This is a genomic window from Aliikangiella aequoris (genome assembly GCF_053709105.1).
In genome coordinates this window covers 2,096,808-2,111,520 of the sequence record NZ_CM132298.1, presented here as the reverse complement: position 1 = coordinate 2,111,520, position 14,713 = coordinate 2,096,808, and the positions used below count along the sequence as shown (strand labels likewise).

Annotated in this window: 13 protein-coding genes; 3 read left to right on the top strand and 10 right to left on the bottom strand. The window is 39.2% G+C overall.

The window, feature by feature from the left end:
- Positions 1-75: 75 nt before the first annotated feature.
- Complete coding sequence (purB, locus tag ACUR5C_RS09085) at positions 76-1,440, bottom strand: adenylosuccinate lyase (RefSeq protein ID WP_454464800.1); 1,365 nt, start codon at positions 1,438-1,440, stop codon at positions 76-78.
- Between the two features lie 344 nt (positions 1,441-1,784).
- On the opposite strand from purB, the gene ACUR5C_RS09080 reads away from it, so the two are divergent.
- A complete protein-coding gene (locus ACUR5C_RS09080; RefSeq protein ID WP_454464799.1) occupies positions 1,785-3,089 on the top strand; it encodes a hypothetical protein in 1,305 nt (434 codons plus the stop codon).
- A gap of 95 nt (positions 3,090-3,184) precedes the next feature.
- On the opposite strand, the gene ACUR5C_RS09075 is transcribed toward ACUR5C_RS09080, so the two are convergent.
- The 5 genes from ACUR5C_RS09075 to ACUR5C_RS09055 all read right to left on the bottom strand — a co-directional run bounded on the left by ACUR5C_RS09075 (position 3,185) and on the right by ACUR5C_RS09055 (position 8,216).
- Complete coding sequence (locus ACUR5C_RS09075) at positions 3,185-4,492, bottom strand: cyclic di-GMP phosphodiesterase (RefSeq protein WP_454464798.1); 1,308 nt, start codon at positions 4,490-4,492, stop codon at positions 3,185-3,187.
- A 484-nt stretch (positions 4,493-4,976) separates the two neighbouring features.
- Complete coding sequence (gene cmoB, locus ACUR5C_RS09070) at positions 4,977-5,963, bottom strand: tRNA 5-methoxyuridine(34)/uridine 5-oxyacetic acid(34) synthase CmoB (protein WP_454464797.1); 987 nt, start codon at positions 5,961-5,963, stop codon at positions 4,977-4,979.
- Between the two features lie 48 nt (positions 5,964-6,011).
- Entirely contained in the window at positions 6,012-6,740 is a 729-nt protein-coding gene (gene cmoA, locus ACUR5C_RS09065) for a carboxy-S-adenosyl-L-methionine synthase CmoA (RefSeq protein WP_454464796.1), read from the bottom strand.
- Between the two features lies 1 nt (position 6,741).
- Entirely contained in the window at positions 6,742-7,446 is a 705-nt protein-coding gene (pepE, locus tag ACUR5C_RS09060) for a dipeptidase PepE (RefSeq protein WP_454464795.1), read from the bottom strand.
- A gap of 131 nt (positions 7,447-7,577) precedes the next feature.
- Entirely contained in the window at positions 7,578-8,216 is a 639-nt protein-coding gene (locus ACUR5C_RS09055; protein WP_454464794.1) for a TetR/AcrR family transcriptional regulator, read from the bottom strand.
- A gap of 292 nt (positions 8,217-8,508) precedes the next feature.
- Between ACUR5C_RS09055 and ACUR5C_RS09050 the strand changes: the two genes are divergently transcribed.
- Complete coding sequence (locus ACUR5C_RS09050) at positions 8,509-9,297, top strand: glucosaminidase domain-containing protein (protein ID WP_454464793.1); 789 nt, start codon at positions 8,509-8,511, stop codon at positions 9,295-9,297.
- 129 nt (positions 9,298-9,426) lie between these two features.
- Here the strand turns inward: ACUR5C_RS09050 and ACUR5C_RS09045 are convergent, their stop codons facing one another.
- From ACUR5C_RS09045 to ACUR5C_RS09030, 4 genes are all read right to left on the bottom strand, one after another.
- Positions 9,427-10,704, bottom strand: a complete 1,278-nt coding sequence (locus ACUR5C_RS09045) for a molybdopterin molybdotransferase MoeA (protein ID WP_454464792.1) — start codon at positions 10,702-10,704, stop codon at positions 9,427-9,429.
- Positions 10,705-10,706: 2 nt separating this feature from the next.
- Positions 10,707-11,690, bottom strand: a complete 984-nt coding sequence (gene moaA / locus ACUR5C_RS09040) for a GTP 3',8-cyclase MoaA (protein WP_454464791.1) — start codon at positions 11,688-11,690, stop codon at positions 10,707-10,709.
- A gap of 206 nt (positions 11,691-11,896) precedes the next feature.
- Positions 11,897-12,574: a DUF2057 family protein gene (locus ACUR5C_RS09035; protein WP_454464790.1), complete on the bottom strand. Its 678-nt coding sequence runs from the start codon at positions 12,572-12,574 to the stop codon at positions 11,897-11,899.
- Between the two features lie 25 nt (positions 12,575-12,599).
- On the bottom strand, positions 12,600-13,310 hold the full coding sequence (locus ACUR5C_RS09030; protein ID WP_454464789.1) for a DUF445 domain-containing protein: 711 nt from the start codon (positions 13,308-13,310) through the stop codon (positions 12,600-12,602).
- Positions 13,311-13,494: 184 nt separating this feature from the next.
- Here ACUR5C_RS09030 and ACUR5C_RS09025 point away from each other — a divergent pair, with 184 nt between their 5' ends.
- On the top strand, positions 13,495-14,643 hold the full coding sequence (locus ACUR5C_RS09025; RefSeq protein ID WP_454464788.1) for a GNAT family N-acetyltransferase: 1,149 nt from the start codon (positions 13,495-13,497) through the stop codon (positions 14,641-14,643).
- Positions 14,644-14,713 lie beyond the last annotated feature (70 nt).

Below are 14,713 nucleotides of genomic sequence, written 5' to 3'. Positions count from 1 at the left end.
TTATCTAATCGCATTATAAGCCATACCAATACGCTTTTAGGAAACTAGGGGCTAATTAAATTAGCCCCTATAAATTTAAATATTTTTGGCTTGTTCTACGGCATTACCAATATAGTTTGCAGGCGTGAGTGCTTTTAAGGCCTCTTTTGCTTCTGTTGGTAAATCGAGTTGCTCAACAAAAGCTTGCATGCCGGCTTGATCTACTCGTTTGCCTCGGGTTAGTTCTTTTAGCTTTTCATATGGCTTTTCAATACCGTAACGGCGCATAACCGTTTGAATTGGCTCAGCTAATACTTCCCAGTTAGCATCAAGCTCATCTGCTAGTGACTTTTGGTTTACTTCGAGCTTCGAAATTCCCTTTAAAGTGGCTTGATAAGCAATTAAGCTGTGGGCTACGCCCATACCAAGTGCTCTTAAAGCGGTAGAGTCAGATAGATCTCGTTGCCATCTAGATACTGGCAATTTTTGGCCAAGGTGAGTGAATAGGGCATTAGCTATGCCCAAATTACCTTCCGAATTTTCAAAATCTATTGGGTTAACTTTGTGCGGCATGGTGGAAGAGCCAATTTCGCCTGCGACTGTTTTCTGTTTAAAGTGCCCTAATGCAATATAACCCCAAATGTCACGATCAAAATCTAATAAAATGGTATTAAAGCGGGTTAAAACATCAAAGTACTCTGCGATATAGTCATGGGGCTCAATTTGAGTTGTATAAGGGTTCCATGTAAGACCTAAGCCTTCAATAAAAGCCTGTGCAAAAGCAGGCCAATCGACTTCTGGGTATGCGCTAATGTGAGCGTTGTAATTACCGACAGCACCATTTATTTTTCCCATAAGTTGAACTCGACCAAACTGCGCTTGTTGACGTTGCAGGCGAGCCACAACATTGGCCATTTCTTTACCTAAAGTAGTCGGTGAAGCAGGTTGGCCGTGGGTGCGAGACATCAGCGGAATTTCTGCGTACTGGTGGGCTAAATCTGCAATACTATTGATGATATTATCTTGATAATCACATAAGACAATCGCTGCGTCTTTTAGCATGAGCGCATAAGAAAGGTTGTTAATATCTTCTGATGTACAAGCGAAGTGAATAAACTCACTTACTGCGCTGATTTCTTGGTTATTGGCCGTCTTTTCTTTTAAAAAGTATTCAACGGCTTTAACGTCATGATTTGTGGTGCTTTCAATATCTTTGACTCGTTGCGCGTCTGATTCACTAAAATCACTAATTATCGCTTCTAATGCCTGTTGAGTCGCTTCGCTGAAAGCGGGGACTTCTGGTATTTTTCCATTATCAGCTAGCGCTTGAAGCCAGCGTATTTCAACAATTACGCGGTATTTAATTAACCCGAATTCACTAAATATTGGTCTTAATTCTTGGGTTTTGTTGGCATAGCGACCATCTGCTGGAGATATTGCAGTAAGTGCAGATAATTCCATGTGAACTCCTTAAATAGGGTAAATTTGAAACGTTAATAATGAAAGGCGCGTATTTTAACTGATTTATTTTAGTTAAGACACTATTTGAGTGCTGCTTAAAGTGTATAACCTGGTAGAAAAACGTTAAATCTTGAAACCTTTCGCTCAAAATTACTAATTACACGCCAAAATTAATAAAGTTTGCGCTATGATTTAGTAGTTACTATTTAATATAGAAGTATCTTTAGCTCTTTCACTTTAAGCTGTTTGGAAGAAATTTAATAATAACAAAAAGTACATGCGCTTATGTCATTTAGCGAGTTTTCACTGATTGGTTTGTGCTTTGTTAGTTAAAGGAAGCCTTAATGAAAAATACAATTTTTCCCGATGCAGAATACTTTCAAGTTCCTCGAGCGCTCTATATTGGCGCGTGGAAAGTCTGGTTTAAGCGTTTTGGCGAGCATGACTTGTGGCGTAGCGGAGCGATGCCACTAGTAACTAGCAATGCTAAGTTATTTGAGTTAATTGAGCAAAAACAACGGTTTAGCGTTCAAGTACTTAACCGGTTGTTGGTTCCTTGGTCATTCCGTGATTCAGAGATGGTAACTTCGGCATTTTTTCTAATGAATCAAGACATGCTTAAATTAATTGAGTACGAAGACTCTGCGCCAGAAGCACGATTAACTGATCAAGCCTTAGATTTTTGGGATGGCTTAACCTTTTTAGAGCAAGATTTATTTACTTCTTACGCTGAAGCAAGAATTCAAGCGGATATTGAAACTCCTAGCAACGAGCCAATAGTGCTAGATGATGCCGGTGTTGAAGTGATTGGCGAGGATATTTACCCGCCATACGTGCCCGCTAAAGATGCTAGCGCTGATGAGTTTGCAAGTGCCATAGTTGCCTGGATAGAAGAAGATCCTTTTACGCCTATGTATCAAAGACATGCCGTTGGCGAAGCCGTTAGTAGTTGGCATGATCGACTGGAAGCGTTTTTTTGGCCCAAGCCTCGTAACGGACTAATGCAAGTATCGCATTCCGCTGATGCCCTGATGTATCGCGCTGAGATTCTAGCAAGGTCGATTGAGGAAAACGTTAAATGGTCACTAGAGGATAAAAAGCTCGCGGTAAAAACTGCTCAAGAAATCTTTCTGCAAGCTGGCGTTCCTCAACGAGGAGTGACCTGGGAAAGTGTTTACCAAGTCATGCAGGCTGCGATTGCTGGCGATATTAATAGTGATGCTAAGATGAATAGCGGTTGGAGTCTGTTAGCATCTTTTGCGTCGCATTGGGTTAAAGAATTGCCTAATCGTTTACCCATGGTGTGTTGGAATTCACGGGTGTCTACTTCTATTATTTCTCGATTAGACTTTTTGCTGGTAGAGGCTGGGTTTAGCCAAGTACCTGATATGTTTAAATCCTTAGGGACTGTTCCAGGTTATGGTGGAACTCGTCCTCGAGAATTCACCTTAACTTGGCCGCAAGGATATCGTAGTTGGCAAACACAAGTAAAAGCGAGTGAGTTTGTTAATCTAATGGTTAATTGCTTAAATAACCAAAAAGACAGTAACGGAAAGCTTAAATATCGGCCCATGCCTATCCCAACTGGAGGGAGTGCGCCTTGGTCAATCCAAGGGGTTCAATTAGTACTATTTTCGGACGGTTATTAGCTGTTAGTAAAACTAAGGTAAGAAAAAGCGGTGTGAATGTTAATAGACATAGGTTTTTTACAACCTATGTCTATAGGAAGGCTAACTCATTTAAATTAAAAACGATTAAACAGTTGGCTCCAAGAGGATTGACCAAACAGCCTAGTGTGTAGCGATTTAGTGTCTAAATCTGCGGCAGTACTCTGTAAACTCTTCTCGATTAGTAGTGGTGCTGACCATTGCTTCGATTTTTGCTTAGCCAAATTAATTACCTTAGGCTTCTCTAAAGCTATATTCATGCTGTCTTTCAAGATAGCAACTTTAGGACGTAATCTTGATTTTTCTGGCTGTTCAACAACGACACCAATCGAGTTGTCATTTAACATGACTAAACTACCCGTTGGGTAAATACCAATGGCTTGAATAAACTCTTGTATTAATTCCTTTTGAAAAAGCTCACCGCGATTATTGTATAAATGCGAAATTGCATCTGCGGGGGTCATTGCTTCTATCCCAGGGTAAGGATTAATTAATTGCTCATAGTAATCGGCGAGACCAGCTACTCTCGCTAAAAAGGGGATTCTATTGCCAGCTAGCTGGCGAGGGTAGCCACTGGCGTTATTACGTTCACAATAGGCCGATAAAATATAATTAACTTGGTGACTAGAAGAAAAGATTTTTTGCGTTTCTTCAAGTGTTTGCTCAACGTGAGACTGATATAAAGCTTCTTCTTCATTGGTTTCACGGCGGATTAATAATTCTTTAGGCAATTTGCACTTACCAACAGGCGCCAGAAGGAGTGCTGTGCCAATATCTCTCATATCATGTTTTGAAAGGCCTAGATGGCGAGTAAACAAAATACCCCATATAGCGCTACGAACTGCTTGTTGATGAAGCGCCTCATCATCAATTTTGATTCGGCATAACCAAGCAAGCGCATTTGGGTTTTTTACAATGCTTTTTACCATGGCTGAAGATGCAGAGCGGATCTCAGCGATGTTTATATAGCCGTTTTGTTCCATGTTTTTATAAACTAACGACATGTTACCTGTAATTTGGTCGAAAATTTGGCTTGCCGATTTAATTTCACGGTTAAACGATTTAGTAATGTTATAGCTTTCAACGCGCGGCTTAAAACGAGCCTTTTCATTCATTAAGCGCTGCACACGAGCATCAACGACAGCTTTACTTGTATCTGACTTACTTGTCGTTAGTGAAAGTCTTGATTTAACGTCGACTTTGCTTAAAAACTGGTCGATATAAACTTTGTTGCAGTAATGAGAAAGAAGATCGAGTTCTTCTTGTTTATTGATGTAGAAACCTTGGATAGGAAAGGGGGTTTGTACCCAAGGCACATCTAGGCGCGACACATACATGCCTATCTCTAGATTTTCTACTGGTAATTCTTGGGTCGTTAAATGCATTAGCGGGTGCCTCTTATAAGCTAATTCGTTCTCCCGAACAACAAACACATTCCTTTTCATTAAAGGTAAGTTTACAAGACTACAACCAATAATACAGGAACAGGTTCACACTAAAGCGCCAATGTTTGAGATATTAATGGGTATTTTAATGCCCACTGGACTTAATTTAGTTTTATTAGCTAAAAGTAAAAGTGTCAGTAAACTGTCTTCTCTGCTGGTTACTTTAAATTGTAGCGCTAACTAATTGAATATTAACAATAAAGTGTTTATGTTGAAAGGTATGATGAAACTGGAATTTAGCGAGTTAATATTAATTTTTCTTTTAAGTTTAATTTAATTAATTACTTTAAGTATGGTTGGTAAGGTGTTGTAATATAGGGTAATATTTATTTTTATTACAGTGTTATATTAGAAATGGCTTCAATTCCACTTAATTGCTTTTTTTATCTCAATTATTGTTGATTGTGATGTTACAGCCTATAACCTAAAGTTTAGCTATAACGACGGCGCGTTTAGGCGCTGGATAGCCTTCGATGGTTAAGTTCTGGTTTTTGGGATCGAGGTAATTTTCAAGTGAATGAAATGTCATCCAATCCGTCGCTCTTTGCTCTTGAATGCTTGTTTGGTTTACATCGATGGTACGGATTTGTTTAAAGCCGCAGCGCGCTAGCCATAGCTCTAACGCTTTAGTCGAAGGTAAAAACCAAACATTGCGCATTTGTGCATAGCGATCTTGGGGGACCAGTACTTGATTTTCATCACCATCAATTATTAAAGTCTCTAAAATCAGTTCTCCGTTAGGTGCCAGCAACTGTTTTAATTCTAATAAATGGTTGATTGGCGACTTTCGATGATATAAAACACCCATAGAAAATACGCTATCGAAGCCTTTTAGCGTGGGCTTTTGTATCATGTCTTCTATGCCTAGCGGGAGTAGGTGAACAGGTTCATTAGCTAAGTATTTTTTGATGACCGCAAACTGCGCTAAGAATTTTTGTGAAGGATCAATTCCAATGACTGTTTTTGCGCCAGCACCGCGCATACGCCAACAGTGGTAGCCGTTACCACATCCAACATCGAGTACATTTCTGCCTTTTAAGCTTGAAATCGATTGTTTAATTCGCTCCCATTTCCAGTCTGAGCGCCACTCTGTGTCTATATGAGTATCGAAAAGATGAAAAGGTCCTTTACGCCATGGATGGAGGGTTTTAAGTGCACTAATAAAGTCGCTTTGTTGAGCGGAAGTCAGCTGCTCGTTTAAATCTTGCTGGGTACCTATTTTGACTTGGTCGACTAAATCTATTTCAGTTGGTTTTATTAAAGGCAGCGCTGCGAGCATAGTTTCCCATTGGTGCAATTCGCCATGGGTATAGCTTGCGAGGCGGTTTTGAATCGCATTGTTTAAATAATCGAACCAGTCTGTTAACCCTGACGCAGCTAAGTCATTAGAAAGCTGGGAAAAATTTATCATAAAAGTAGTCTGTAAATTCTGAAACAGTAAGTTAAATATAAGCTTGGATTATTTTACCGCAATCATCGATAAAAAATTATATTGCTGCAACCAAGTGGTGTAAGAGTTAAAACCAGCATTATGCATTCTTTGATAGTGGGTTTCGATGGTATCGGGGATTAATACATTTTCAAGCGCATTTCTTTTTTGCGAAATCTCTAAATCACTATAACCATTTTCTCGTTTAAATTGATGATGAAGTTTAATCATTAAGTCGTTTGTGATCTTGTCTTCAAATTGGACTTTTTCAGACAGTACTAATATCCCATTGGGGTTTAGAGCGTCATATATCCGCTTAATAAGTGCTTGGCGATCATCTACCGGAATAAACTGGAGAGTAAAGTTAATCACTACCATGTCAGCGTTATGCATGGGTACTTGTTGAATATTGCCACAAACGAGCTCTATTGGAGTTTGTTGCTTAAACACTTGGATATGCTGCCGGCAGCGCTCCAGCATGTCTTGCGAATTATCAACTCCAATTATTTTGGCATTGCTCGCGCTAATACCATTACTCATAGCTAAACTGGCAGCTCCTAACGAACAACCTAAATCGTAGCAATTGCCGCCTTGTTTAACGTAAATAGCAGCGAGCTTTTGTATTTGCTCTATGATTAAAGGGTAGCCCGGTACAGAGCGTTTAATCATGTCTGGAAAAACTTCGGCTACTTGTTGGTCAAACTTAAATGGAGTCGCAGGCTTAGGCTGTGAAAATAGGTTATCTGTTTTCTCACTCATGTTAGTGATTCCAATATTGTTGAAGGTTGGTGCTCGGCTTTATGGCCTGGCGGCCGCTTGCTTTAAAGCAAACGCCGTTTATTTTTCCGTGATACGTGATTGTTTCTTGCTCAACTGAAATCCAACTACCTTCGGGGATCCCAATGACAGTACCGTTGGGGTTTAAGGTTAAGTATTCGTTAATGCGCTGTTCGCGAGTTTCGCCGTTGTGACCGGGTGGATTGCCCTCAATATAATGGGGGTTTAGTTGGCAAGGAAACAGCTTAAGCGCGTTAAAACTTGCGGGTTGAATAATAGGCATATCGTTTGTGGTTTTTATGGTAGGTCCTGCAATGTTAGCGCCTGCACTCCAGCCGATATAAAGGGTATTGTTTTTCACTTGATCACAAATGGTATCTATCAAGTCAAAGTGATAGAGCCTTTCTAATAGACGAAAAGTGTTTCCACCACCAACTAAAATTGCGTCGGCATCAATTATAGCTTGTTTGGGATCGTCAAACTGGTGCACTGATTTCACTGTTATAGCAGACGGAGCTAGTGCTTGTTGAACCATGTTTAAATATTGATCATAGCTGACCGTAACCCCAGCGTAAGGAACAAAAAGTACTTCTTTTATTCCATCAAGTTTTTCGTTAATAGCGGGAATCGCGGTTTCTAGATAGCCTGAATTGCCGGCTCGAGAGCTGCTTAAAAGTAAAAGGCGCATATTATTTCAATTGTTAAATAAGAATCGCGCCATTTTACCTTTATGTGGAGTAGGCTTCTATATATAAACTGAGAAACCATTAAAAACTTTTGCTGCTGACTTGTTAAGTAAACACAGCCGTTAAATTTCGCTTAGCTTTGTAAACCCCTAAGCGTGTTTTCGATTGACTCTCTAATTAGCACTTCACGGTCTTCCCAGTCTACTGTTGGAAGCCCATAAAAAGCGCCGTAAGCGCCATATACAGACATAGCAATAACCTGCGAAGCGACTTCTTTGTTTTTTAGAATAAATACGCCAGAATTTATACACTTTTCAACACAAGATTGGAGTAATTCAATATAAAGGCGAGTACCTTCCGCTGCGTAGACATCAAAGTTTTCTGAAATATCTGCACGATGGTCCTGCGTAGCAATGCCTAATTGATAGCTTTTAGGGTTTAGTAACCAATATCTAACATTATGGTTCATTAAATGACGAATCGTTTCTAATGGTCCTTGATTAATGACAGATTCTGGCGGTTTACAAAACTTCCAAAGCTCTTCAGCGATATCTTCCCAAAAGTGGCGCAGAATGGCTTTTTTATTTTCAAAATAATAGTATATTTTTGTCGGGGCAAAGCCTGCTTGAGCCGCTATACGACGCATACTGGTGTTTTCGTACCCTTCGTTGACAAATAAGTCCCTAGCAATCTCAATAATATTTTCGCGAATTTCTTGTTTTTCGTTTTCTGAGAGAGATGGTCTTCCTGGTTTTCGTTTTGGAATTGCCACGATGTTTGGTCCCCGAGTGTTTCTATAGTTATGATTATTTATAATTAAACAACAGGGTGAATTATAATGAATATTAATGGGTAATTAATCGTAAATTTGACACAATTTAGCCAAACAAAAGCTTATAAATTGGATAATTTGCATTAAAACGTTAAATAAAACACAAAAACTCGCTTTAATATAACGAGACTTGTAATATTGCGATTCGAGTTCTAGCAGTAATTCAAGCAGCCGAAATTGTAAATGAGTTAAATTTTTGCTGCTTTGCGGTGTTATATAGAAGGTTGATTAAATGGACAAACTAAGTAGTCAAAAAGACCATACTTTAGTGGTGAGTCTTGTTATAACTGCCATATTGGTGATGGTTTTAATTAACGCGCATGATTGGACCTCACAAAGTACGCCAGAGCCCACCAAAGTTAATATTGACGAGCCTTTGCCCGACTTTTCTCAACATCGTGATGTTAATCAAAAAAAAGAAGCCTTCTTTAATTATTTAAGACCCATTATCCGCATGGAAAATACTAAAATTAAGTATGATCAGGCGTTATTAGAGCAAATTGAGTCTGAGCTTGAAGGAGTAAAGTCACATCATGCGCAAGCGGTTAAGCGTAAATTAGACAAATTGGCTAAACGCTATCGCGTAGAAAAAACTAAACCGGCTGAAATATTAAAGGTATTAAAACGGCGCATAGACGTTATTCCTGAGTCATTGGTGCTAGCACAAGCTGCTAAAGAGTCAGGGTGGGGGACTTCGCGCTTTGCCACCGAAGCGAATAATCTATTTGGCCAATGGTGCTATCAAAAAGGCTGTGGCATGGTTCCGTCTAAGCGAGCTGCCAATGCGCGTCATGAAGTCAGAGTATTTCAATCACCGAGAGACTCAGTTAAAAGTTACATGCGAAATTTAAATTCGCATTATGCCTACTCTGAATTTCGGCGGCTAAGACAAAATATGCGTGAAAATGCCAAAAGATTATCAGGCAAAGTGCTAGCGCAGGGGTTAATTAATTATTCTGAGCGTAGAGAAGACTATGTTAAAGAGGTGGTTAACCTAATTGAATACAACGATTTAGAGTAGGTCGTGTTTCTCGGTATTAATCTCCTAACGACTAATCCAAGTTTAGTTATGCTGTAATTTAAGCGTAGTATGTTCATCGTTAAGCCTTATCGTGCAGTCTTTATAGATAAAGGGCGCATAGGGGCTTTGTCAATTTGGAATTTGTTGTAAATACTCGATGCTTTCGTCTGGGTTTACATTGGTTTTAGGCGGAATAATAGCCCATCCCGTTGATTCTAATATGGGTTGAATTTTATAGGACTCTTGGCCAGACATCAGTTGTAGTCTTAGTTGAGAATCTTCGAGTTTGCACTGTGCTTTTAATATGTGGTGAAAGTCACTGTGGTTTTGGTAGGCGTTATTCGTTTTAATTGACTGCCAAGCTTCAGGCTTTAGTTGTAACCATTTTGCAATTAAACGATATGCAAACAACCTAATACCCAATACACTCGAAATAGGATTGCCTGGTAGCCCTAAATAAAATACGCCGCTGGGAAGTTGAGCTAATAGTATTGGTTTTCCAGGTTTGATTTTAACTTTATGAAATAAGATTTTTCCATTTAGCTTGCTGATAAGTTTCGGAATAAAGTCATGCTCACCCATCGAAACCGCGCCCGTACTAATGATTAAATTGGTATTAGATTGACTTAAATCACTGAGTGTTTTTTCAAATTTTTCCGGATCGTCTTTGTTGATTCCTAGATCGTTAAATTCAATCGGTAAATGTGACAGCCAGTCTTTAATATAATATTTGCTTGAGTTTCTAATTTGGTTTGGTTCTAAGGTCAGGTTAGCGTCATCAATTACTTCTTTACCTGTGGCAATAAAGGCTATTTTAGGTTTAGCAAAAACACTCGCTTTGCTCACACCCGTCGCTGCCATTGCCATGAGTTGTGGAGCGTTTATAGTTTCGCCAATATTTAATAGTAATTGATTGGCTTTAAAGTCGCTGGCCGCGCTGCGAATATTCGTAGTAGCAGAAATTGGTGCGGTAATTGTTATTTTTTCAACGCGTTCGCTATGTTTTTCGCTAATCAATAGCTCGCACGCTTCAATTGGTATGACTGCGTCGAATCCTTTTGGGACTTGTGCTCCGGTCATTAATTGCCATGTACAGTTAGGTTTTGATGTAACTGAGTTTGCTAGCGCTTTATCGCCTGCTGCTGACTTACCAATAACTTTGAGCGTTATTGGGTTATCGGGTGAAGCGGCTAAGGTACTTTGGCTGCTAACGGCAAAGCCATCCATCGCACTGTTAGTAAATCCTGGCACGTCTTCTTTAGCGTAAATGGTTTGCGCACAAACTCTATGGCCGATCTCGTCAAGCTCGCAGACTTGTTCAGCAAGTGGTTTTAATTCTAATTGGTCAATTATGCGTAAAGCTTGGTGTAAGCTAATTAAGTGGTTGGTGTTATCTTTAAGTTGCATAATTAACCCCCAATAGACGCTAAATGAGGGGTAACGCCTGAATCTCCATTGTGCAAAAAATGTTGCTTTCTTTTATTTAATAACAGCCTATGTAACGATTGCTTGAGTTTATTTTTTTGACTACTGGATTGTAGTAAGTGTCTTACATTGTAGCCTTTTTCACCAAATAGACATAAATGAAAGCTGCCGTCGGAGGCGACGCGCAGCCGATTACAACTATCACAGAAATCGCTAGAGTAGGGCGCTATAACGCCAAAGGTACCTTTAAATTCTGAATGACCATATTCAATGGCTGGGCCAGCGTCTTTCGCTTTTGGTTTCTTTTTCCAGCCACGGGCCTTCAAGTCTTGCTCAAGTTCACTAGCGGATAGATGATATTGGTTAAAGAATGCTAAGTTTTCGCCAGTTTGCATTAGTTCAATAAAGCGTAAACTGAGTGCTTTGTATTTGATTAATTTGGCATAGGTATCTAGTTGGTGCGAGTTTATATTTTTTAATAACACCGCATTGAGTTTCACTTGCTTTAAGCCAAGCTCAAGCGCTTTATCAATTCCAGCCAATATTGCGGGCAGTCGATTGTGACCGGTCAATGAATGAAACAGTTTGGGATCGAGACTATCGACACTAACATTTAAATAATCAACACCGCTCTGGTGCCACGACTCAATATGCTGCTCTAATTTGTAGCCGTTGGTGGTTACAGCAATTTTTTTTATATTTGGAATGGCTTTAATCAGCCTAATGATTTCTAAAAAGTCTTTTCGGACACTCGGTTCGCCACCGGTTAAACGAATTTTGCTAACGCCTAATTCAGAAAAAGCGATCACTAGGTTTTCTATTTCATTTAATTGGAGCTCATGCTTTTTTGATTGGCATTGGTAGCCATCTGGCAAGCAATATTGGCAAGAAAAGTTGCAAACATCAGTAACTGACAAGCGCAGATACGGAAATTGACGGCCTTGTGGGTCAATAAGTTGGCTTTGCAATTAAATGCTCCTAGGTTAGCTAGTTTGCTTTGTTTTTAAGCTCGTTTATGTATTGAGTGAGCATCAAGTGTTTTGTTACTTTGCTTACTTAATAAAGTGGTTCTTACTGAGTCTAGCTTAGCTTGCTTGTGAGGACAATTAAATAGGTTAGACAGCCTATTTTATCAGTTAAAATAATGAATAAGTGTGTTTGTCTAGCAAAGCGCTTAATTAACCTGAGCAGGGCGCTTAATTTTAGCTAAAAATGCGGCCTTTTCCTGCTCGCTTGCTAAATCCCACCAATAATTAAGTTTTTCCAAGGTTAACGAGTCGGTAGCGCTTTTTGATGCGTCTTTTGGGGGTGCCTTTACAGGCAGGCGCTGGGCTTCGGCAGTTTCGCTTGAAATATTGAGTACGCGGTTTGGTTTAAGCCTTGTTTCCTGGATATAAAAGCTATCTGCATTACTGTTTAAAATTCGCGCGCTAAAGTTAATTTTGGAAAGTGCCGAATTAGACTCAACTTTAACGAGTTCAAAAATTGGCTGTTTTATATATTTTCTTGCGGCTAAAGCAGTCGCAGGCTTTATAAGCCTTAATAGGTAAGTTTGGTTATATTCAAAATAGGCACTGATTAAAATGGGTTGTGATTTAACAATATCAAAGTTATCTGCGTCATCACTTTCGTATACTTCTTCAAACTCAATAACAATTTTATTGATTCCAGAACGTAGGCTTAGGTTTCGCTCTTGGTTCACTAAACCGCTTTGGTAAAGCGAACCGTTAATTGCTAAAATATTAAATGACTCGGCAACCTTTAGTTTAGTTTGATTGGCATTAGCACCTAGGGTGCTACTAATGGCGAGCAAAAAAAGCGTTGCGGCTATAACAATAATGTTTTTATACATGCTAAATATTTACCCGCTATATTGATTATAAGTTGATGGTAATTGCCGAAACTAAACCAATTAAGCCACCAAACACACCACCCCAAACCACTAGCCAGCCTAGGTGATTTTTGATCATGTTTTGTACGATTTCTTTGACTAGTTGCGGTGTTAATTGGTTCAAACGACCTTCAATAATGCTTTCAATGCTAGAGCGAATGTCTAAGAGCGATTCAGGATCTTCTATTTCTTCAATAAGTAGCGCTGAAAATTCTTCACTGCTGATCATTTCTATAATGGATTCGCGCATATTTTTTGCGAAGGGTTCTTTAAGCGGCAGGAGCGCTTCTTGACCTCCAAACATACCTAGCATTCCGCCAAATGATGACTCCATAATAACTTTCACTAATCGCTCAAAAGCGGGTTCTAAATCAATTTTTTCAATGATAGGGGTTAATTGTTTTTGTGGCTGAAAACCTTGAGAGCTTGTTAAAAAATGATCAATATTTTGCTGATTAAAAAATTCTTGCATCATCATATTTTTGATTGCTAGTTTAAACTCTTGGAATCGAGCCGGAATCACGCCACTTCCGTAGAGACCAGGTACTTTTTCAAATAACATGTGTATTGCTAACCAGTTTGTTAGCGCGCCTGAAAGCGCAAAAAGTCCTGCACAGAGCGTTAAGGTGCTATCAAAAATATAACCTAAACTGAGTAAAATGAGAGCAATTAAGTTAGTTAACATGCTTTTATTCATTGGCTAAAAGTACCCTATTAAAATTTAATTGTTTTGTTGTGCTATGTAATAGCCTGCTAAATAGCGCAAAGTTTAATCGATCTAGCTGTTAAAGCAAGGGAAAAACAGCGGCTTTTTATTGCAATAGACACAGCTTAACCCTTAATATCAATGTGATATTACTTTAGGTGAAAATACCGATTAAATGCAGCCAAATTATACGATTGCCTTCAATGACTCAATAAGCGCAATTTCACCATTAGATTGGAATTCTCTAAACCACCAAGGTTACCCTTTTGCACGCTTCGAATTTTTGAGTGCCTTAGAAGAGAGTAAGGTGGTGGGTAAAGAATCTGGTTGGCAAGTCAAACATATTAGCGTTCACCACAATAATCAGCTTATTGCAGCGATGCCGATGTATCAAAAACTACATAGTTACGGCGAGTATGTTTTTGATTTTCAGTGGGCAAATGCGTATCACCAAGCAGGGCTTAAGTACTATCCTAAATGGGTTGCTGCCGTACCTTTTACACCTTCTGTGGGACCAAGAATCCTAGTCTTAGAAGGATTCCAAGATAAGCCAGAACTTACTTTTCAAATCATTAAATTTATTAAAACTAATATGGAAGATAGTTGTGTTCATTCTTGGCATTGCTTGTTTCCTAGTGAGGCGCTAAGCAAGACACTTAATTCCATGCAACTGACCCAAAGAGGCGGCATTCAGTTTCACTGGTTTAATCGTCAGTATCAAAATTTTGAGCAGTTTTTAGCAAGTTGTCGTAAGAAGCATCGCAATAACATTAAGCGAGAACGGCTGAAAGTGCAGCAACAAGGAATTAATTGTCGCGTTATTAAAGGCGATGAAATTAATCCGCAATTAATGAATAAATTTTACCAATATTATTGCCGAACCTATTTAAAGCTCAGTGGCCATAGTGGCTACTTAAATAGTGTTTTTTTTCAGCAGTTATTATTGACTATGGCAGATAAATTGATCTTGTCTGTGGCCGAAAAAAATCAACAAATAATAGGCGCTGCATTGTTTTTAGTTGGTGAAAACACACTCTATGGTCGCTACTGGGGGAGTGATAAAGAGTATGAATATTTGCATTTTGAGCTGTGTTATTATCAAGGAATAGATTATTGTATTGAGCAGCAAATCGACCGCTTCGATGCTGGAGCTCAAGGCCAACATAAAATACAGCGCGGATTCGAGCCCGTAGAGACGCTCTCATATCATTATCTTACTCCGTTAGAATTTGACCAGGCCATAAAAGCTTTTTGCGCGCAAGAAGCGACACACAATCGCGCTCTAATAAATGAGTTAAGTCTCAAATTACCCTATAAACTTTGAATAGTGGGAATATTACCTTGCAGCTAACTGGCGCTTTCATCTAGGGTATAGGGATCTTATTTAACCTTTT